This window comes from Roseateles sp. (assembly GCF_039595595.1).
Lineage (GTDB): Bacteria > Pseudomonadota > Gammaproteobacteria > Burkholderiales > Burkholderiaceae_C > Roseateles.
This window is the reverse complement of the sequence record NZ_JBCNLG010000001.1, coordinates 1-20,387: the sequence shown is the minus strand read 5'-3', so window position 1 is coordinate 20,387 and position 20,387 is coordinate 1. Positions and strand designations below refer to the sequence as shown.

The 20,387-nt window shown below is 69.4% G+C and carries 17 protein-coding genes; 13 read left to right on the top strand and 4 right to left on the bottom strand.

Annotated elements, in window-relative coordinates; all coding sequences use genetic code 11:
* Window positions 1–73: 73 nt before the first annotated feature.
* Entirely contained in the window at window positions 74–2,272 is a 2,199-nt protein-coding gene (locus tag ABDW61_RS00085) for a malate synthase G (RefSeq protein ID WP_343634954.1), read from the bottom strand.
* 207 nt (window positions 2,273–2,479) lie between these two features.
* On the opposite strand from ABDW61_RS00085, the gene ABDW61_RS00080 reads away from it, so the two are divergent.
* Both ABDW61_RS00080 and ABDW61_RS00075 read left to right on the top strand, forming a co-directional pair.
* Entirely contained in the window at window positions 2,480–3,406 is a 927-nt protein-coding gene (locus ABDW61_RS00080; protein WP_343634952.1) for a LysR family transcriptional regulator, read from the top strand.
* Window positions 3,403–3,858: a DUF2214 family protein gene (locus ABDW61_RS00075; protein WP_343634950.1), complete on the top strand. Its 456-nt coding sequence runs from the start codon at window positions 3,403–3,405 to the stop codon at window positions 3,856–3,858. The genes ABDW61_RS00080 and ABDW61_RS00075 overlap by 4 nt, the downstream gene beginning before the upstream one ends.
* Before the next feature lie 186 nt (window positions 3,859–4,044).
* Here the strand turns inward: ABDW61_RS00075 and ABDW61_RS00070 are convergent, their stop codons facing one another.
* Both ABDW61_RS00070 and ABDW61_RS00065 read right to left on the bottom strand, forming a co-directional pair.
* A complete protein-coding gene (locus tag ABDW61_RS00070; RefSeq protein ID WP_343634948.1) occupies window positions 4,045–4,380 on the bottom strand; it encodes a PsiF family protein in 336 nt (111 codons plus the stop codon).
* A gap of 165 nt (window positions 4,381–4,545) precedes the next feature.
* Window positions 4,546–5,928, bottom strand: a complete 1,383-nt coding sequence (locus tag ABDW61_RS00065; protein ID WP_343634946.1) for a serine/threonine-protein kinase — start codon at window positions 5,926–5,928, stop codon at window positions 4,546–4,548.
* An 87-nt stretch (window positions 5,929–6,015) separates the two neighbouring features.
* Between ABDW61_RS00065 and argS the strand changes: the two genes are divergently transcribed.
* The 10 genes from argS (at window position 6,016) to ABDW61_RS00015 (ending at window position 18,249) form a co-directional block, all read left to right on the top strand.
* The gene (gene argS / locus ABDW61_RS00060) at window positions 6,016–7,770 is read left to right on the top strand and encodes an arginine--tRNA ligase (RefSeq protein ID WP_343634944.1); all 1,755 of its coding nucleotides are present in this window, start codon (window positions 6,016–6,018) and stop codon (window positions 7,768–7,770) included.
* Window positions 7,767–8,432 (top strand): SPOR domain-containing protein, encoded by a 666-nt coding sequence (locus ABDW61_RS00055; RefSeq protein ID WP_343634942.1) that lies wholly within the window; start codon window positions 7,767–7,769, stop codon window positions 8,430–8,432. Before argS ends, ABDW61_RS00055 begins: the two co-directional genes overlap by 4 nt.
* A gap of 95 nt (window positions 8,433–8,527) precedes the next feature.
* The gene (locus ABDW61_RS00050) at window positions 8,528–9,208 is read left to right on the top strand and encodes a thiol:disulfide interchange protein DsbA/DsbL (RefSeq protein ID WP_343634940.1); all 681 of its coding nucleotides are present in this window, start codon (window positions 8,528–8,530) and stop codon (window positions 9,206–9,208) included.
* A gap of 134 nt (window positions 9,209–9,342) precedes the next feature.
* On the top strand, window positions 9,343–10,263 hold the full coding sequence (locus tag ABDW61_RS00045; RefSeq protein ID WP_343634937.1) for an SPFH domain-containing protein: 921 nt from the start codon (window positions 9,343–9,345) through the stop codon (window positions 10,261–10,263).
* A gap of 14 nt (window positions 10,264–10,277) precedes the next feature.
* A complete protein-coding gene (locus ABDW61_RS00040; protein WP_343634935.1) occupies window positions 10,278–10,541 on the top strand; it encodes a hypothetical protein in 264 nt (87 codons plus the stop codon).
* A 66-nt stretch (window positions 10,542–10,607) separates the two neighbouring features.
* On the top strand, window positions 10,608–11,249 hold the full coding sequence (locus ABDW61_RS00035; RefSeq protein ID WP_343634933.1) for a TetR/AcrR family transcriptional regulator: 642 nt from the start codon (window positions 10,608–10,610) through the stop codon (window positions 11,247–11,249).
* A 341-nt stretch (window positions 11,250–11,590) separates the two neighbouring features.
* Window positions 11,591–12,877, top strand: coding sequence for a solute carrier family 23 protein (locus tag ABDW61_RS00030; protein WP_343634931.1), 1,287 nt, complete (start codon window positions 11,591–11,593; stop codon window positions 12,875–12,877).
* Window positions 12,878–12,974: 97 nt separating this feature from the next.
* Window positions 12,975–15,080, top strand: coding sequence for a diguanylate cyclase (locus ABDW61_RS00025; RefSeq protein ID WP_343634929.1), 2,106 nt, complete (start codon window positions 12,975–12,977; stop codon window positions 15,078–15,080).
* Window positions 15,077–17,179: a GGDEF domain-containing protein gene (locus ABDW61_RS00020; protein WP_343634927.1), complete on the top strand. Its 2,103-nt coding sequence runs from the start codon at window positions 15,077–15,079 to the stop codon at window positions 17,177–17,179. The genes ABDW61_RS00025 and ABDW61_RS00020 overlap by 4 nt, the downstream gene beginning before the upstream one ends.
* A gap of 44 nt (window positions 17,180–17,223) precedes the next feature.
* Complete coding sequence (locus ABDW61_RS00015) at window positions 17,224–18,249, top strand: tripartite tricarboxylate transporter substrate binding protein (RefSeq protein ID WP_343634925.1); 1,026 nt, start codon at window positions 17,224–17,226, stop codon at window positions 18,247–18,249.
* A 3-nt stretch (window positions 18,250–18,252) separates the two neighbouring features.
* On the opposite strand, the gene ABDW61_RS00010 is transcribed toward ABDW61_RS00015, so the two are convergent.
* A complete protein-coding gene (locus ABDW61_RS00010; RefSeq protein WP_343634923.1) occupies window positions 18,253–19,038 on the bottom strand; it encodes an exodeoxyribonuclease III in 786 nt (261 codons plus the stop codon).
* Between the two features lie 339 nt (window positions 19,039–19,377).
* On the opposite strand from ABDW61_RS00010, the gene ABDW61_RS00005 reads away from it, so the two are divergent.
* Window positions 19,378–20,387: TonB-dependent receptor plug domain-containing protein (locus ABDW61_RS00005; protein WP_343634921.1), on the top strand; the 1,010-nt coding region annotated here is incomplete at its 3' end.

The window sequence follows — 20,387 nt, the reverse complement described above, 5'->3', positions numbered from 1 at the left end:
CGGGGGACGTACGCTGCACGATGAGCGCGAATGGCAGCGGATAGCCGCCTTTCGCACCACATTTGGTGCAGGGTCAGGCGCCGGTTGCCGCCTTGCGCTTCTGCCGCCACGCGTGAAGCAGCGGCTCCGTATAGCCGCTCGGCTGCTCGCGGCCCTTGAACACCAGATCCAAGGCCGCTTGATAGGCCATGCTTTCAGGGTGCCCGGCCATGGGCTCGTAACTCGGATCCCCCGCGTTCTGGGTGTCCACGACCGCTGCCATCCGTTCGAATGTCGCGCGAACCTGTTGTTCAGTGACGACGCCGTGCGCCAGCCAGTTCGCGACGTGTTGGCTGGAGATGCGCAGCGTTGCCCGATCCTCCATCAAACCGACTTGATTGATGTCCGGCACCTTCGAGCAACCGACGCCCTGGTCGATCCAGCGCACGACGTAACCCAGGATCCCCTGGATGTTGTTGTCCAGCTCTTGCTGCTTCTCGGTGTCCGACCACGACGGGTCGGCGGCGACCGGGATGGTCAGCAGGCGCTGGAGCAACTCGGCGCGATCGACGGACGGTGCCTCGGCCTCGATCTGCTGCTGGACCTGCGCGACGCTGATCTGGTGGTAATGCAGCGCGTGCAGCGTGGCGGCGGTCGGGCTCGGCACCCACGCGGTGTTGGCGCCGGCCTTCGGATGGGCGATCTTCTGCTCCAGCATCGCCGCCATCAGGTCCGGCATCGCCCACATGCCCTTGCCGATCTGGGCGCGGCCGCGCAGGCCGGCGCTCAGGCCCACCAGCACGTTGTTGCGCTCGTACGCCTGGATCCAGGCGCTGGTCTTCATGTCGCCCTTGCGCAGCATCGGACCGGCCAGCATCGCGGTGTGCATCTCGTCGCCGGTGCGGTCCAGGAAGCCGGTGTTGATGAAGGCCACCCGGCTCGGCGCCGCGGCGATGCAGGCGGCCAGGTTCACGCTGGTGCGGCGCTCCTCGTCCATGATGCCCAGCTTCACCGTCGAGGCCGGCAGGCCCAGCAACTGCTCGACGCGGCCGAACAGCTCGTTGGCGAAGCCGACCTCGGCCGGCCCATGCATCTTGGGCTTGACGATGTAGATCGAGCCCTGGCGCGAGTTGCGCAGGCCCGAGCCCGACAGCTGCTTCAGGTCGTGCAGCGCGATCAAGGTCGTGATGACCGCGTCCATGATCCCTTCGGGGATCTCCCGGCCGCCGTCGAGCAGGATGGCCGGGTTGGTCATCAGGTGGCCGACATTGCGCACGAACAGCAGCGAACGGCCCGGCAGCACGACGTCATCGCCGCCGCTCGCCGCCTTGTAGACGCGGTCGGGATTGAGGCGTCGCACGAAGCTGCGGCCGCCCTTGCTGACTTCTTCCGTCAGCGAGCCGCGCAGGATGCCCAGCCAGTTGCGGTAGGCGAGCAGCTTGTCTTCGGCGTCGACGGCGGCGATCGAGTCCTCCAGGTCCAGGATGGTCGACAGCGCCGATTCCATCAGCACATCGGCCACGCCGGCGGCGTCGCTCTTGCCGATCGCGGAGGCGCGGTCGATCTGGATCTCGAGGTGCAGGCCATGGTGGCGCAGCAGGAGGGCGGTCGGCGCGGCGGCATCGCCCAGGTAGCCGATGAACTGCGCGGGGTCGGCCAGCGCGGCCGTGCGGCCGTCCTTCAGCGCGACGGCCAGCGCCGTGCCCTCCACCCGGTAGCCGGCGGCATCGGCATGCGAGGCGCCCGCCAGCGGCGCGGCCTGGTCCAGCACCTGGCGCGCGAAGGCGATCACCTTGGCGCCGCGCGCCGGGTTGTAGCCGCCGGCGCGCTCGGCGCCGTCGGTCTCCGGGATCACGTCGGTGCCGTAGAGCGCGTCGTACAGCGAGCCCCAGCGCGCGTTGGCCGCGTTCAGCGCGTAGCGGGCATTCAGGATCGGCACGACCAGCTGCGGGCCGGCCTGGGTCGCCAGCTCGGCATCGACATTCGTGGTGGTCGCCTGCGCGTGCGCCGGCACCGGCACCAAGTAGCCGATGCGCTTGAGGAAGTCCTGGTAGGCCGCCATGTCGCGGATCGGACCGGGATTCGCGCGATGCCAGCCGTCGAGCTCGGTCTGCAGCCGGTCGCGCTCGGCCAGCAGCGCGGCGTTCTTCGGGGCCAGGTCATGCGCGAGCGCGTCGAAGCCTTGCCAGAACGCGCCCGGCTCGATGCCGGTGCCGGGCAGGGCCTCGGTCTCGATGAAGCGGGCCAGGGCGGCGTCGACCTGGAGGCGATGGTGGGGGCTGCGTGCGCTCATGAGGACTCCCTGATGGCGGAAAAAGGACGATGAAAGGGGATGCGGACAAGGATCCCGGCAGGATCCGGATGCGTTGACTGTAGGGTGCGGCGGCCGTTCGATTCATGTCAGCCCTGGTCGGAGATCCCTGACTTTTCTGCATGAATGGGGCGGACTAGGGTCTCCATTCATTGCTTCTGGCGGCGCAACGGACCCACAATCGCCGCCATGGACCGCCTCAAACAGATCGAGTCCTTCGTGCTGGTCGCGACCAAGGGCAGCCTGACGGCTGCGGCGCAGGCCGAGGGCGTGGCGCCGGCGGTGATGGGTCGCCGCCTCGATGCGCTGGAGGCGCGGCTTGGCGTGAAGCTGGTGCTGCGCACCACGCGCAAGCTGACGCTGACGCATGAGGGCACGGCCTTCCTTGAGGACTGCCAGCGCCTGTTGGCTGACTTCGCCAGCGCCGAGGCCAGCGTCAGCGCTGGCGGCATCCAGGCCAGCGGTCATCTGCGGATCACCGCGCCGGCGGGCTTTGGCCGGCGCCATGTCGCGCCGCTGGTGCCGGCTTTCCTTGCGCGGCATCCGGAGGTCAGCCTGTCTCTGAATCTGAGCGATCGCGTCGTCGACATCGTCAACGAGGGCTTCGATTGCGCGGTGCGTGTGGGCGATCTCAGCGATTCCAGCCTGATCAGCATGCGGCTGGCCGACAACCGGCGGCTGTGCGTGGCGGCGCCGTCGTACCTCAAGCGGGCCGGCACGCCCCGGCATCCATCCGAGCTGCTGCGGCACGAGTGCCTGACCTTGAGTTCCGACGCGAGCCAGACGCGCGGCTGGGCCTTCCGCATCGACGGTCAGGTGCAGCACCTGCGCCCGACGGGCCGGCTGGACTGCAGCGATGGCCAGGTGCTGCACGACTGGTGCCGTCAGGGCCTGGGCCTGGCCTGGCGAAGCACCTGGGAAGTGGCCGGCGCGATCCGCGCGGGCGAGCTGGTCAGCGTGCTCGACGAGTTCGCTGCGCCGCCGAACGGCATCTTCGCCATGCTGCCGCAGCGCAAGCACTTGCCGCTGCGGGTGAGGCTGTGGATAGACTTCCTGAAGGAACATCACGGCAGCCCCGACTACTGGGCGCGCGCCACCACCTGGGAGACTCCATGACGCTCGAAGCCTTGCTCGCCGGCCTGCACATCCTGGCGATCCTCGGCCTGGTCGTATTCCTGTCGAGCCAGGCGGCGCTATGCCGCACCGAGTGGATGAACGCGGCGGTCGTGCGCCGGCTGTCGCGGCTGGACATGATCTACGGCATGACCGCGGTTGCGGTGCTGCTCACCGGATTCGCGCGGACCTGGTGGGGCATCAAGGGGCTGGGCTGGTACTGGGGCCAGCCGCTGCTGCACGTGAAGTTCGGCTTGTTCGTGGTGATCGGTCTCATCTCGATCAAGCCGACGTTGACCTATCGCCGCTGGGTCAAGGCCCTCGACGGCGGTGCTGGTCTGCCGAGCGATGCTGAGGTGCGCGCGACGCGACGCCTGGTCATGATCCAGGCCCACCTGCTGATGCTGATTCCGATCGCAGCGGTGATGCTCGCGCGCGGTGTCCTGACCAAATGAGCCTCCCGACTTTCTCGGCCGGTTGAATCTGCCCACTTCGTCGGGGTGAGGCGGGCGCTGCACGACCTCGGCCGAGTGACGCGGCGCTGCATCGGGTGCTCCGCTAGGCGCAAACCGCAGCCATAGCAGCGCTATGGCGAGGATTTGCAACAACGCGGAGCGCCCGATGCAGCGTCGCGTGGTGTGTTACTTGGCTGAGAGGCAGTCTTTCATGAAGGCCTTGCGGGCGTCGCCGGTCTTGCCCTTGGCGTCGGCGTTGCAGGTCTTCATCTTGGCCTGCTGGTCGGTCATGGCCGGGGCCGACGCGGCGGCGGTCTCGCCCTTCAAGCAGCTGCTCATGAAGGCCTTGCGCTCGTCGCCCTTCTTGCCGGTGGCCTTGGCATCGGCGTTGCAGGTCTTCATGCGCTGCTGCTGCGCGGTGGGCTCCTTCTTCGGCTTGGCGTCGTCCGCGGCATGCGCGCCCAGCGAGGCCAGGGCCAGCATCGCGCCGGCGATCAGCGAGATCGGGGTCAGTCGTGTCATCACTCTCTCCTTCAGGGGGCTACGGGGTTGGGAAAGACCTCTCGGGCAGTGGAGCACACCAACGAGCGGCTCTCAATAGCGGTTGACGCCCGTCAAGAGAATGACTGACTGCCAGCAGTTGACCGCGACGGGGCGGCGCCTTCCCTGAACGAGTCGGTCACCGACTCACAGGATGCGGCGCGGGGAGGCCAGCGCCTCATGCGCCAGATGCAGCCGCCGCACCAGCACCTGGATGAAGGCGCGGTCGAAGCGGTGTTGGCACTCCGGGCTGAGCTGTCCCAGCGACTCCGGCGTGAAGGACACCGTTGTACAAAGTTGGGTCACCCGGATGTCGGTGCTGTGACGCCGCAGATCGGGATTCGGCGCGAGGTAGGCCATCTCGCCGACCGAGGTGCCGGTGCCCAGCGTCGCCACCAGCGCGCCCTCGCGCCACACCTCGACCTCGCCCTGCGTGATGATGTGGAAGGTGTTGCCTTCCTGCCCCTTCTTGAACAGCAGGTAGTCCAGCGGATAGCGGCGCCAGCGCGCGCGCCGCACCACTTCCCAGAGCTCCACGTCGCCGAAGCCGGCGAAGAACTCCAGCCCGCGCAGCAGGTTGAAGCGCTCCGAGTCCTTGACCTCGTTGAGCCGCGCCAGCGGCACCAGTTGCTTGGCGACCAGTTCCGACAGCGCGCCGCCGAAGGCCTCCCAGTCCGGATAGCGCTCGTGCGGATGCTTGGCCAGCGCACGCTGGATGACCGCGTCCAGCTCCGCCGTGACCCCGCCGCGCTGGCCCGCCAGCGGCTGCGGCGCCTGGTGGTAGATCTGATGCATCAGCGCCATCTGGTTGGGCGCGTCGAACGGCGCGCGGCCGCTGACCAGGTGATAGAGCACCGCGCCCAGCGCGTAGATGTCGGCCTGCGCGCCGACGTCGCCGCCCTCGATCTGCTCGGGCGGCATGTAGGCCAGCGAGCCGACGCGATGCACCTGCGTCATGTCGGCGTTCAGGTTGAGCGCGCTGCCGAAGTCGCTGACCTTGACGTCGGTGACCTGGCCCTGGCTGTCGAGCACCGCCAGCAGATTGGCGGGCTTGATGTCGCGGTGGACCACGCCCTGGCGGAACACATAGGACAGCGCCATCGCGCACTTGAAGCCGAGTTCGACGATCTGATCCAGCGGCAACAGCCGGTCATTGCGGCAGAAGTGCTTCAGCGTGACGCCGTGGACGAATTCCATGACGAGATACGGGAGGTCGCCGTCCTGCACCGCGTCCAGGATCTGCACCACGTTCGGATGCTGCAGCCGGCCCGCCAGCGCGGCCTCGGCGGCGAAGAAGCGGATGCTGAGCGTGTCCTCCTCGGAGCGGCCGCCTCCGGACCAGGCGCGCATGCGCTTGATGGCGACCTCCTGGCCCTTGAAGTCGTCCATCGCCAGGAAGACGTCGCTGGTGGCGCCCTCGCCCAGCCGCCGCAGCACGCGGTACTTGCCGATCTGCGCCGGCAGGTCGGCCAGACCGCCGAGCGTCGAGTCGGAGAAGGCGGAAGGGCGGGAATCGCTGGAGGCGCTCATCGGAGGGGCATCCTGCCCCAGGGGGAGGGGCTCGGCAAGGGGGGGCTCACCGGCTCTTACAGGGGACGGCCCCTAAAATGCGGCCCCATGATCCAAGCCAAGCAGGAATTGCTCGCCGCCCTCGGCACCGTGCTCCAGGGCCTGAGCCAGGAGGCCGTCGACGCCGGCCTCATCGCCGCCGCGCCGGTGGCCGCCTTCGAGACCCCCAAGCAAGCCTCCCACGGCGACTTCGCCTGCACGGCCGCGATGCAGCTGTCCAAGGCGCTGAAGAAGAATCCGCGCGAGCTGGCGACGACGCTGATCGCCCAGCTGCAGGCGCAGCCGGCCTTCGAGCGCTGGGTCGACGCGCTGGAGATCGCCGGCCCGGGCTTCATCAACATCCGTCTCAAGCCGGCCGCGCGCCAGGCCGTGGTCGGCGAGGTCTTCGCCGCCGCCGCGCGCTTCGGCCACCAGCCCGCGCGCGATACCTCGGTGCTGGTGGAATTCGTGTCGGCCAACCCGACCGGGCCGCTGCACGTCGGCCATGCGCGCCAGGCGGCGCTGGGCGATTCGCTCTGCCAGCTGTTCGCGACGCAGGGTTGGAAGGTCAGCCGCGAGTTCTACTACAACGACGCCGGCGTGCAGATCGGCACGCTGGCCCGCAGCACGCAGCTGCGCATCCAGGGCTTCAAGCCAGGCGACCCCATCTGGCCGACCGATCCGGAGAATCCGGACAGCAAGAACTTCTACAACGGCGACTACATCCAGGACATCGCCGACGCCTTCATGCGCAAGGAGACGGTGAAGGCCGACGACCGCGAGTTCACCGCGTCGGGCGATCCCGAGGACCTCGAGTCGATCCGCCAGTTCGCGGTGGCCTTCCTGCGCCATGAGCAGGACCTGGACCTGCAGGCGTTCGGACTGCGCTTCGACAACTACTTCCTCGAGTCCTCGCTGTACACGGGCGGTCAGGTCGAGGATGCCGTCGCGCGCATGATCGCCAACGGCAAGACCTACGAGGACGGCGGCGCGCTGTGGCTGCGCTCGACCGAGTACGGCGACGACAAGGACCGCGTGATGCGCAAGTCCGACGGCACGTACACCTACTTCGTGCCCGACGTCGCCTACCACGTCAACAAGTTCAAGCGCGGCTTCTCGAAGTGCATCAACATCCAGGGCACCGACCACCACGGCACGATCGCCCGGGTGCGCGGCGGCCTGCAGGCCACCGGCGTCGGCATTCCGCAGGGCTTCCCGGACTACGTCCTGCACAAGATGGTCACGGTCCTGAAGGGTGGCGAGGAGGTCAAGATCTCCAAGCGCGCCGGCAGCTACGTCACGCTGCGTGACCTGATCGAATGGACCAGCCGCGACGCGGTGCGCTTCTTCCTGATCAGCCGCAAGGCCGACACCGAGTTCGTCTTCGACGTGGACCTCGCGCTCAAGGCCAATGACGAGAACCCCGTGTTCTACGTGCAGTACGCGCATGCGCGGATCTGCTCGGTGCTGCGCAAGGGCGCCGAGCAGGGCCATGGCGAGGCCGAGGTGGCCGCGGCCGACGCCGCGCTGCTGACGGCGCCGACCGAGTACGCGCTGATGGCGAAGCTGGCGGACTATCCGCGCATGCTGGCGTCGGCGGCGCAAGACCTGGCCCCGCACGACGTGGCGTTCTATCTGCGCGACCTGTCCGGCGCGCTGCACAGCTACTATGGCGCCGAACGCGTGCTGGGCGACGACCCGGCCCTGACGCGCGCGCGCCTGGCGCTGCTGGCCGCGACGCGCCAGGTGATGCGCAACGCGCTGGCGGTGCTGGGGGTGTCGGCCCCGGACGCGATGGAACGTGACTCGCAGGAGCAGCAATGAGCAAAGAGAAGCAGCGCGGCGGATTCGCCATGGGCCTGATCGTGGGCCTGCTGCTGGGACTGGGGATCGCGCTGGGCGTGGCCCTGTACGTGACCAAGGCGCCGGTGCCCTTCGTCAACAAGCTGCCGCAGCGCACCGCGGAGCAGGACGCCCAGGAAGCCGAGCGCAACAAGAACTGGGATCCGAACGCGCCGCTGGCCGGCCGCACGACGAAAGCCGCCTCCGGTGTCGTGACGCCAGCGCCCGCGCCCCAGACGCCAGCGGTGACGCCGGCGCCGCAGGTCACGGCCGGCACGACGCCCGCGCCGGCCGTGGAAGGCCGCCCCGCCGAGCGTTCGCCCGCCGCGGCGCCCGTCCCGTCGGCCAAGCCCGAAGCGCGCCCGGCCGAGACCCGCAGCGCCGATGGCGCGCGCCCGGATGGCTCGCGCGGCAGCTTCTTCGTCCAGGCCGGCGCCTTCACGCGCATGGAGGACGCCGAGCAGCAGCGCGCCAAGCTCGCGATCCAGGGCTTCTCGGCCAAGGTGATGGAGCGCGAACAGTCCGGCCGCACGGTGTTCCGTGTGCGCCTGGGGCCGTTCGACTCCCGCGACGAGGCCGAGTCGCAGCAGAAGAAGCTCGAAGGCGCCGGCATCGAGGCCAATCTGGTCGCGATCCAGCGCTGAGCGCGCCAGGGCGGTTAATCCCGTCCTAAGCCAGTTTTTCTAGGATGGCCGGCCAATGCGGCGCCGGCCGCAGCGGAACACACAAGGAATCGAAGATGAAGCGTCGCGAATTCACCGCCCTCACGGCCCTGTCGACCGCCGCTGGCGGCGGCCTGCTCCTGAACGGCGCTCCGGCGCTGGCGCAGGGCGGCCCGATCGAAGGCCGCCAGTACCAGCGCCTGACCACGGCCGTGCCGGGCGGCGCGCCGGGCAAGATCGAGGTGATCGAGTTCTTCTGGTACGGCTGCCCGCACTGCTACGTCTTCGAGCCGACGATCGAAGCCTGGGCCAAGCAGCTGCCGGCCGACGTCGTGTTCCGCAAGGTTCACGTGGCGTTCCGCGCGAACGTGAAGATCCACCAGCAGCTGTTCTACACGCTGGAGGAGATGGGCAAGGAGGCGCAGACGCGTCCGGCCATCTTCAACGCGATCCACCGCGGCGGCCAGAGCCTGACCGACGCCGATTCGATGGCCAAGTTCCTGGCGCCGCTGGGCGTGGATCCGGCCAAGTTCAAGGAGACCTTCAACTCCTTCAGCGTCAGCACCAAGTGCCAGCAGGCCGCCAAGCTGCAGGACCGCTACAACATCGATGGCGTGCCCACCGTCGCGATCGGCGGGCGGTATCTGACCTCGCCGTCGATGGCCGGCTTCGGCCTGCGCGTCAGCGAGGAGGAATTGGGCCAGCGCTGCATCGCCGTCGCCAACTTCCTGCTGCCGAAGGCGCGCAAGGGCGAGTGAGCCCGCAGCGGCGCACGACGCCAGCCGCCACGATGAAAGCGCCCCTCGCGGGCGCTTTCTGCATTCTGGGAAAGCGCTTGCCTTTCTCCGCCCCTTGCGCATAAAGTGATATCACCTTTTGGAGGAGCCAGGTGATGAGCACGACTGCAGTCCCGAAGAATGTCCCGCCGCGCAGCGCGACGACACCGATCGAGCGCCGCGCAGGCGCGGCCAACGGCTATGCCGCGCTGCTGATCGCACTGGCTCTGCTGGCCTTCGCGGGCTGGCGCCTCTTCGCACTTGGGCCGGAGGCGATCGGCGCGGCGCAGGGGGCGCTGGTGGCGGCGGGCGTGGTCCTGCTCACCGGCCTCTACATCCAGCAGCCCAACGAGGCCCGCGTGCTGACCTTGTTCGGTCGCTATGTCGGCACGGACCGCGTGTCGGGCCTGCGCTGGACGGTGCCGCTGCTGATGATCAAGCGCCGCCTGTCGCTGCGCGCGCGCAATCTGGACGCGCCGACGCTGAAGGTCAATGACAAGCGCGGCAATCCGGTCGAGATCAGCGCCGCCGTCGTCTGGCGCGTCGAGGACACGGCGCGTGCGGTCTTCGAGGTCGACGATTTCGAGCAGTACGTCAGCATCCAGGCCGAGGCCGCGATCCGGCATCTGGCCTCGCAGTTCGCCTACGACGAGGGCGACGACCTCGGCGCCCGCGAGACCACGCTGCGGGCCGGCTCCGACGAGGTGATGGCCGCGCTGATCGCGGAGCTGCAGGCGCGGCTGCAGCCGGCGGGGGTCGGCGTCGAGACGGCGATGCTCACGCACCTGGCCTATGCGCCCGAGATCGCACAGGTGATGCTGCGCCGGCAGCAGGCCGAGGCCATCATCAGCGCCCGCAAGAAGATCGTGCATGGCGCGGTCAGCATGGTCGAGGAAGCGCTCAAGGGTCTGAGCGAGCGCGAGATCGTGCAGCTCGACGACGAGCGCAAGGCGGCGATGGTGTCCAACCTGCTGGTGGTGCTGTGTTCCGACAAGGACACGCAGCCGATCGTCAACGCGGGGACCCTCTACAACTGAGCAGCGAAGCGCAGATGGCCAGTCCCGCGAAGAAGCAGTTCCCGCTGCGCCTGGATCCGGCGCTGTGGGAGGAGATCGAGCGCCTGGCCGCGATCGAGCTGCGCTCGTCCAACGCACAGATCGAGCTGCTGCTGCGCGAGGCGCTCAAGCGCCGCGGCATCAAGCCGGCGCTTTCGCCCGCGCCGCGCCGCGGCCGGCCGCCGATCGCTGGCGAAGCCGCGCCGCAGGACGGCCGCCCGGATGCGGGCGAGGGCGCTACGCCGCCCGCCGGCGAATAACCCGTTCGGCGTCTGCGCCTTTCGGGCGCCCTGCATGGTTCGCACGACCGTGCTAAATTGCGCCGCATGGAAGCCAAGACCGCCCGCAGCGAACTGACGCAGAGCGCCATCGTCGATGTCGCGCTGGAGATGGCGCGCCTGGACGGCCTGGACAGCCTGTCGATCGGCGAGGTAGCCAAGCGGCTGAATCTGTCCAAGAGCGGCGTGTTCTCGCGCATCGGCTCGCGGGAGGCGCTGCAGTGCGCGGTGCTGGACGCCTTCGAGAAGACCTTCCAGCAGGAGGTCATCCTGCCCGCGCTGCGCGAGCCCCGCGGTCTGCCTCGGATGGACGCGATGGTGCGCGCCTGGCTGGGCCGCGTCGGCGGCCCGCATGGCAACTGCCTCTACGTCGCGGGCGCCTTCGAGTACGACGACCGCGACGACGCGATGCGCGACCGTCTGCTGGACGGCGTACGCCGCTGGCGCTCGACGCTGCGCCGCACGCTGGTCCAGGCGCAGGATGCCGGTCAACTGCGCGCGGATGCGGACCTGGACCAGCTGATCTTCGAGCTCGACGGGCTGTTCACCGCGCTCGTGCGCGAGGTGCGGTTCCTGCGCACACCGGACGCCGTCAGCCGGGCCTGGACCAGCTATCGCCGTCTGATGGCGCCGCTGCTGCTGGACGCGAATCGCGGGGCGCCCGCTTCCGCTCCCCGAACCCCAGCCTGAAGGCCACCATGCCGTCCGCCCGCTCTCAGGTTTCCACCGAATTCGCACGGACGTGCGAAATCTTCCTCGCCCCCTGTCTTGAGAGTCCATCATGACCATCCTGCTGATCCTGAGTCTGGTCTTCGGCGGTGCGCTGTGGCGTGCCTGGGTGTCCTGGCGGCGCCTGCTGCGCATGCTGCCCCGGCACAACCGCGACCTGGTGCTGTTCTGATCCATTCGCGCTGACGCCTCCACGCCGCCGCGTCAAGCGTCCCCGCCCCGCGCGGTCACGGGATATGCCCGGAGTGGCGCGGCCATGGGCCCTTCGTACACTCGATGGTTGAATCCATTGAGGAAAGTCCATGGCGTGGTTGATGCGCTGGCGGCCGGTGACCGTCGGCCCCGAGAAGGCGATTGCCCCTGATGAACGCCTGTCGTGGCCGCAGACCGCGGCGCTCGGCCTGCAACATGTGATCGCCATGTTCGGCGCCACGGTGCTGGCGCCGCTGCTGATGGGCTTCGATCCCAATGTCGCCGTGCTGATGAGCGGCGTGGGCACGCTGCTGTTCTTCTTCCTGACCGGCGGACGGGTGCCGAGCTACCTGGGCTCGAGTTTCGCGTTCATCGGCGTCGTGATCGCCGCCACCGGCTACGGCGGCAGCGGCCCCAATCCGAATCTGCCGCTCGCGCTGGGCGGCATCATCGCCTGCGGCGTGCTGTACACGCTGATCGGGCTGCTGGTGTCGGCATCGGGCAGCGCCTGGGTCGAACGGCTGATGCCGCCAGTCGTGACCGGCGCGGTCGTCGCGGTGATCGGCCTGAATCTGGCCGCCGTGCCGATCAAGAACATGGCGCCCGCCGCCTTCGACGCCTGGATGCAGGGCGCGACCTTCATCAGCGTCGCGCTGGTCGCGGTGCACGCGCGCGGCATGCTGCAGCGGCTCCTGATCCTGGCCGGCCTGATCCAGGCCAGCCTGATCTACGCGCTGCTGACCAACGGCTTCGGCCTGGGCAAGCCGATCGACCTCTCGGCGGTCATCGCCGCGCCCTGGTTCGGGCTGCCCGGCTTCCATGCGCCGGTCTTCGATTCGAAGGCGATGCTGATGATCGCGCCGGTGGCGCTGATCCTGGTGGCCGAGAACCTGGGCCACCTCAAGGCGGTCAGCGCGATGACCGGCCGCGACATGTCGCCGCTGCTGGGCCGCGCCTTCATCGGCGACGGACTGGCCACCATCGCCAGTGGCGCGGTCGGCGGCACCGGTGTCACGACCTACGCCGAGAACATCGGCGTGATGGCCGCCACCCGCATCTACTCGACGGCGGTGTTCGTCTTCGCCGCGCTGATGGCGCTGGTGCTGGGTTTCTCACCCAAGTTCGGCGCGCTGATCCAGGCCATCCCGCTGGCCGTCATGGGGGGTGTGAGCATCGTCGTCTTCGGCCTGATCGCGATCGCCGGCGCCCGCATCTGGGTCGACCATCACGTCGACTTCCGCGACCCCCGCAACCTGATGGTGGCCGCGATCACGCTGGTGATCGGCACCGGCGATTTCACGCTCAAGCTGGGCGGGTTTACGCTCGGCGGCATCGGCACCGCCACCTTCGGTGCGATCCTGCTGCATGCGCTGCTGCGGCGCGGACGCACGGACTGACCCCACGGCGCAGGCACGGGCGCGAACTCGTGCACGCTTGACGCGATCCACACGTCTGGACCACCCGTAACGAGACGTACAAACCGGCTTCGACACGATGAGCAAGGTTGGAGAGTTGAGAGCAGCGGACACCGCGCGGAAGACGGCCTTCATGGCCGCGGCCGCGCTCGCGCTCGCCCTCGCGCTGCCCTTGCTCGCGGGCTGCGGGCCGCGCGAGGCGGCCACGCCCGGCGCCGCCGCGGCCGGCAGCGGCGTCCCCGACCGCGCGCTGCAGGGCGAGCTCGAACAGCAGGAGCGCGTCGGCCAGGCGCATCCGCGCGAGCATCTGCGCGAGCTGCAGGCCATCGAGGCGCGCGCCGCGGCTGGCAGCGCCGAGCGGCTCGAAGCGCTGAGCCAGCGGGCCGCCCTGCTCGCGCAGCTGCGCGACCGCAGCGGCCATGAGGCCGCGCTCGAGGCGCTGAAGGCCTGGCCCGAGGACTCGCCGGTGCGCGCGCAGGTGCCGCTCGCGCTGATGCTGGCCAAGGCCCAGTGGCTCAAGGCCAATGGCGAGCTCGGCGCCGGCGTGCGGCTGCTGGGCGGGCTGCAGGAGATCGAGGCGGCCAAGGCGGACCGGCGGCTGCTGTGGCGCGCGACCGAACTGCTGGCCTACATGCAGGGCGATTACGGCGAGGTCGACGCCGCGGTGGAGAGCGGCCTGAAGGCGCTCGAGCAGGCGCGCGCGATGGATTCGCGCTGGCGGGCCGCGATCACGCAGGCGACGCTGGCGTTCAACTACTTCCGCAGCCAGCAGGTCGACCATGCCAAGCGCACCGCGGGCGAGGCGCTGCAGACCGCGCAACAGGACCCGGATCCGGTGCTGATGTACTCGATCCACACCATCCTGGGCATCGTCCACACGCAGGACGAGGACCCCAGGATCAGCCAGCAGGCGCGCGAGCAGGCGCTGCAGTACGCGCGCGAGGCGCAGGCCCCGTCGCTGCAGGCGCTCGCGCTGGGCAACCTGGCGGACTACGAGCTGCGCAGCGGCAACTACGCGCGGGCGCTGGAGCTCTCGACGCAAAGCCTGGCGCTGGCGCACGAGGTCGGCGAGATCTCCACCGAGATCCTGGCGCGGCACAACATGGGCATCGCCAAGATCGGGCTGCGCCGGCTCGACGAAGGCAAGCGCGACGTGCTGCAGGCCATCACGATGGACGCGCAGCGCGAGGCCGGCAGCTACACCGCCGATGCCTGGCTGGAGCTGGGCGGCTACCTCGAGAAGTTCGATGACCTGGCCGGCGCGGTCGATGCGTACCACCGCTCGCGCAAGGAATTCGACGAAGTGCTGCGCGACGAAACGCGCCGCACCGTGCTGGAGGCGCAGGCCCGCTACGAGGACCAGCAGCGCCAGCGCGAGATCCGCTTGCTCAACCAGGACAACAGCCTCAAGAGCGAGCAGATCCGCACCCGCGACCTGCAGCTCAAGCTGTGGGCCGAGGTGGGCGGCTGCGTGCTGCTGTCGGGCGCGCTGCTGGCGCTGGCCTACCGGCGCATCCGCCGCACGAATGCGGCGCTGGCGCAGACCAACGAGTCGCTGCGCGTGCAGAGCGAGCGCGACCCGCTGACGGGGCTGGCCAACCGGCGCCATTTCCAGCAGGCGATCGTCGAGCTCACGCGCGAATCGGGCGGGTTGCGCGGCAGCCTGTTCCTGATCGACATCGACCACTTCAAGCGCATCAACGATCAGTGGGGCCACGCGGCCGGCGACACGGTGCTGGTGGAGGTGGCGCGCCGGCTGCGCGGCGTGCTGCGCGAGCAGGACCTGGTCGTGCGCTGGGGCGGCGAGGAATTCCTGATCCTGGTGAAGTCCGAATCGACCGAGGACGCGCGCCAGCTCGGCCAGCGGCTGCTGGACCAGATGGGCGCCCAGCCGGTCGATCACGGCCCGCTGCGCATCCCGATCAGCGCGTCGATCGGCTTCGCGAGCTTCCCGATGGCGCCGCATGACCTGACGCTGGAATGGGAGCGCGCGATCGACCTCGTCGACACGGTGATGTACATGGCCAAGGCCCATGGCCGCAACAAGGCCTATGGGGTCGCGGCGATGCAGGCGCGCGACCGTGATCAGCTGCTCGCGCTGGCGGGCCGGGTCGAATCGGCCTGGCATCAGGGGCAGGTGCAGCTCGTGAGCCTGCTCGGACCGGTGCAGGAAGGGCGCGCATGAGGTCGCGGCGCTTCTCTCGCGGCTTGCCGGCCTTGTTCGGCGCGCTCTCGCTGACTTGGGCGCTGGCCTGCGCGCTGACCTTCGCGGCGGAGGCGTCCGCGGCGCCGGCGGCCACGCCCGCCGCGAGCGCCGGCGCAGAAATCCCGGATCGCGCGCTCGACGCGCAGCTCGCGGAATTGGACCGCTACGGCTACAACGAGCCGGAGAAGGCGGCGCAGCAGGTGCGCGCGCTGCTCGCGGATCCGGCGCATGCGGCGCAGCGGATGCATGTCGAGTACGTGCTCGGCCGCATCGACGCGTCCGCCGGCCGCGCCGACGAGGTCCGCCGCCTGGCGGCCGAGCTGGAGACGCGCCCGAACGGCAGGCCGCTGGCGCGCATGCTGCTGGCGGAGTTGCAGGACCGGCTCGGCCAGACGGGGCGTTCGGGGGAGATGGCGCAGCAGGCGCTCGACGAACTCACGCCCAGTTGCCCGCCGCCGCAGAACCAGACGGTGCCGCCGGGCTGCGACGCGCGGGTCGCGTTCCAGGCGCTGCGCCTGATCGCGCGAGCCCAGGGCGCGCGCGGCGAGTACGCCTTCGCCGACGCCTCGCTGCGGCGGGGCCTGGCCTGGGCGCAGGCCTTGCAGGACCACAACGCGATCGGCTCGATGCTGGGTGCGCTCGCCGTCAACAGCCAGGTGCGCGACGAACCCGCCGCCGCGCAGCAGTGGATGGCGCAGGCTTGGCAGCTCGCGCAGGGCGATGTCTCGGCGATGAGCCGCGCCAGGATGTACGAATCGATGATCGCGTCGCGCCGCGGGGACCGCGCGACGCAGCTGACCACGCTCGAGGAAGCCTTGCGGCTGGCCGGGCAGGCCGGCGCGCGGCGCGATGTCGCGCTGCTGCAGAACAACCTGCTCGACGTCTACATCCACACCGACCAGCCGGCCAAGGCGGTGCAGCTCGCCCGCCTGGCGCTGCCGGTCGTGCAGTCCTACGGCGACCAGACGGTGGAGCGCACGCTGCGGCACAACCTGTCGGTGGCGCTGGTCCAGCTGCGCCAGTTCGACGCGGCCAAGCGCGAGATCGCCCGCGTCGTCGAGTTCGCGCAAGGCGACTTCGATCCGGTGCGCCGCGCGCTGCAGCTGCGCGAGCTCGGCGAGGCCTACGCCAAGGTCGGCCAGTGGAAGGAGGCGTTGCGGCTCTATCACGAGGAGCGCGCGCTGAGCGCCGAGACGGCGCGGCGCAATCGCGAGTCCTCGCTGCAGCAGCTGCGCCTGAAGTACGACAGCGAGGCCAAGCAGCGCGACCTGGAGCTGCTGCGCCGCGAGCAGACGCTGAAGGACCGCGAGCTCGGCAACCGGCGCCTGGCGCAGTACGTCGGCGTGGGGCTGGTGGCGCTGGCGGGGCTGTCGCTGCTGCTGCTCGGCGTGATGCTGGCGCGCGTGCGCGAGGCCAACCGCAAGCTCAAGGCGAACCAGAGCCTGCTGCGCGCGCAGAGCGAGCGCGATCCGCTGACGGACCTCGCCAACCGGCGCCACTTCCTGGCCGTGATGGATCGCCATGCGAAGGACATGTTCACCGGTGCGCTGCTGATGATCGACATCGATCACTTCAAGCACGTCAATGACCGCCATGGCCATGCGGCCGGCGACGCGGTGATCGTGGAGGTGTCGCGGCGCATCGCGCAGGCGGTGCGCGCCGAGGACCTGGTCGTGCGCTGGGGCGGCGAGGAGTTCCTCGTCTTCGCGCGCAACGTCGCGCCGGATCAGCTGCAGTTGCTGGCCGAGCGCGTCCTGTTCATCGTCGGCGGCCAGCCGGTGCAGACCGCCGCGGGCGCGCTGCGCGTCACCTGCTCGATCGGCTTCGCGCATTTCCCGCTGCCGCCGGCGCAGCTCGCGCTGCACTGGGAACAGGCGGTCAACTGGGCCGACATGGCGCTCTACACCGCCAAGTCGCAGGGCCGCAACCGCGCGCGCGGCATCGTGACCGTCGAGGCCGGCGACGCGCAGGCGCTGATCCAGATCGAGGCCGACTTCGATGCCGCCTGCAGCTCCGAGCGCGTGCAGCTGCAGACCATCCTGGGCCCGGAACCGCCCGAGGGATCCGAGACCGCGTAGCGGCGCGGCGGGCCTTCATCGAGATCATCACGAGGAGACGCCCCATGAGCCTGCTGAACCGGCGCGCGTTGCTCGCGCGTTCGTCCGCTGTCTGGTCCGCCGCCTGGTCCGCCGCTGTCCTGCCGGGCCTGGTCCATGCGCAGTCCTCGCCGGGCTGGCCGTCGCGGCCGCTGCGGCTGGTCGTGCCCTTCCCGCCCGCCGGCACCACGGATCTGCTTGCCCGCGCGATGGCGCCCGAGCTGCAGAAGGCGCTGGGGCAGGCGGTGATCGTCGAGAACAAGCCGGGCGCGGGCGGCAACACCGGCTCGGCCGACGTGGCGCATGCCACCGATGGCCACACGCTGCTGATGGGCACGGTGGGCACGCATGCGATCAACCAGTCGCTGTATCCGAAGATGCCCTTCGATCCGGTGAAGGACTTCGCGCCGATCACGCTGGTCGCGGCGGTGCCCAACGTGCTGGTGGTGAATCCGGCCAATGCGCAGAAGTACGGCATCGCCAGCGTCGCGGACCTGGCGCGCGTGGCCAGGGCGAATCCGGGCAAGCTGAACATGTGCTCGAGCGGCAATGGCACCTCGATCCACCTCGCGGGCGAGCTGTTCAAGAGCCTGACGGGCACCCACATGGTCCATTTCCCGTATCGCGGTTCCGGGCCGGCGCTGCTGGACCTGATGGCGGGCAACATGGACCTGATGTTCGACAACCTGCCGTCGGCGCTGCCGCACATCCGGTCGGGGAAGCTGAAGGCGATCGCTGTGACGAGCGCGACCCGCAGCGAGGCGCTGCCGGAGCTGCCGACCGTGGCGGAGAGCGGCCTGCCGGCGCTGAAAGGCTTCGAGGCCTCGTCCTGGTTCGGACTGCTGGCGCCGGCCTCGCAGCCGGCGGATCAGGTCGCGCGCGTGCAGCGCGAGGCGGCCAGGGCGCTGGCGATGCCGCTCATCAAGGAGCGCCTGGCGAGCCAGGGCGCCGTGGCCGGCGGCGGCTCGAGCGCGGAGTTCGCCGCCCTCATCGCCAGCGAGACGGCGAAGTGGGCCAAGGTCGTGAAGGCCTCGGGCGCGCAGGTGGACTGAGGCTCAGATCTTGAAGTCGTAATCGATGGTCAGCGGCGCGTGGTCGCTGAAGCGCTGGTCGAGGTAGATCGCTTCGCGCTGCGCCAGGTGCGCCATGCCCGGCGTGGCGAGGTGGTAGTCCAGCCGCCAGCCCACGTTCTTCGCCCAGGCCTGGCCGCGGTTGCTCCACCACGTGTACTGCTCGGGCTTGTCGTTGAGCGTGCGGAACACGTCGACCAGGCCCACGTCCTGCTCCAGCAGCTTGGTCATCCAGGCGCGTTCCTCGGGCAGGAAGCCGCTGTTCTTCTGGTTGCCCTTCCAGTTCTTGAGGTCGATCTCCTTGTGGGCGATGTTGACGTCGGCCACCAGGATGAATTCGCGCTCGGCGCGCAGCGCCATCAGGTAGGGGTACATCTCCGCGAGGAAGCGGAACTTGGCCGCCTGGCGCTCCTCGCCGCTGGAGCCGCTGGGGAAGTAGCAGCTGATGAGCGAGAGCTTGCGGCCCGGCTTGTCGAAGCGCTTTTCGATCCAGCGGCCCTCGTGGTCGAACTCGGCGCTGCCGAAGCCGACGATGACGTCGCTGGGGGTTTCCTTCGTGTAGAGCCCCACGCCCGAATAGCCCTTCTTCTGCGCGTAATGGAAGTGGCCGCTGAGGGTGTCGTAGCCGGCGAACTGCGCCTCGACGACGTCAGCCTGTGCCTTCAGCTCCTGGACGCCGACGACGTCCGCCTGTTGCGGCGGCAGCCAGTCGAACACGCCCTTGGTGGCGGCCGAACGGATGCCGTTGAGATTGAGGGTGATGAAACGCATGAGAGGGTCCCCGGAAGAGGGCGGCAGTATCGCAAAGCCTCCTTCCGAAGTTGGCAGCAACGGGGGATCGGTCCTCGCGCGACAGGCCGGACGGCGCACCACGCCGGGCTGCTTGGACGCGCCGCCAGCGCCCATCCGGGCGAGCGGCGGCCGGTTGCAGTGTTTGGACAACACATACTGCACCACGATGGTGCGCAGGGTGACGGGTTGATGACGAACTTGCTAGATTCGCGTCCACCGTGCCACCGCGCGCTCACATTTTTGCCATCTGTGAACCGGGTTACCCCTTGGTCTTGCAGTTGACGCCCCCCGGTTTTCCATCCTTCCCGGAGCTTCTTCATGAATCGATTCGCCACCCAGCGCGCCGCCCGTCCGGCGCTGCGCGAGGCCGCCGCGGCCGTGTCGCTGGCCGTGCTCGCCTGGCCCGCGCTGGCCCAGGAGGCCGACGCCCCCGCCAAGGAAAAAGGCCAGCTGGAGACGGTGACCATCACCGCCGAACGCCGCGTCGAGAACATCAAGGAAGTGCCCAACGCGGTCACCAAGATCTCCGGCGAGAAGCTGGACGTGCTGAACTCCGCCGGCCAGGACGTGCGCTTCCTGTCGGGCCGCGTGCCCAGCCTGAACATCGAATCCTCGTTCGGCCGCGCCTTCCCGCGTTTCTACATCCGCGGCTACGGCAACACCGACTTCCGCCTGAACGCCTCCCAGCCGGTCTCGCTGGTCTATGACGACGTGGTCCAGGAGAACCCGATCCTCAAGGGCTTCCCGGCCTTCGACCTGGCCGCGGTGGAAGTCGTCGCCGGCCCGCAGGGCACGCTCTACGGCCGCAACACGCCGGCCGGCGTGGTGAAGTTCGACTCGGTCAAGCCGTCGCAGCGCCAGGAGGGCTACCTCAACGTCTCCTACGGCACCTACGGCACGATGAACCTGGAAGGCGCCGCCAACGTGCCGCTGACCGGCGACTGGGCCGCGCGCATTTCGGCGCAGATCCAGCATCGCGACGACTGGGTCAAGAACCAGGTCCCGACCGGCAAGACCGGCGAACTGGAAGGCTATGACGACCGCGCGCTGCGCGTGCAGGCGCTGTACCAGCCGCACAAGGACTTCAGCGCGCTGTTCAACTTCCATGGCCGCGACCTGAAGGGCAGCGCGCGCCTGTTCCGCGCCTCGATCATCAAGCCGGGCACCAACGACCTGGTCGACGGCTTCGATCCCGAGAAGGCCTACACCGACGGCGTCAACGAGCAGACCCTGCACGCCACCGGCGGCAGCGCGCGCCTGCGCTGGGGCCTGGGCCAGATCAACCTGTACTCGATCACCGGCTACGAGTCGGTGCGCCCGTTCAGCCG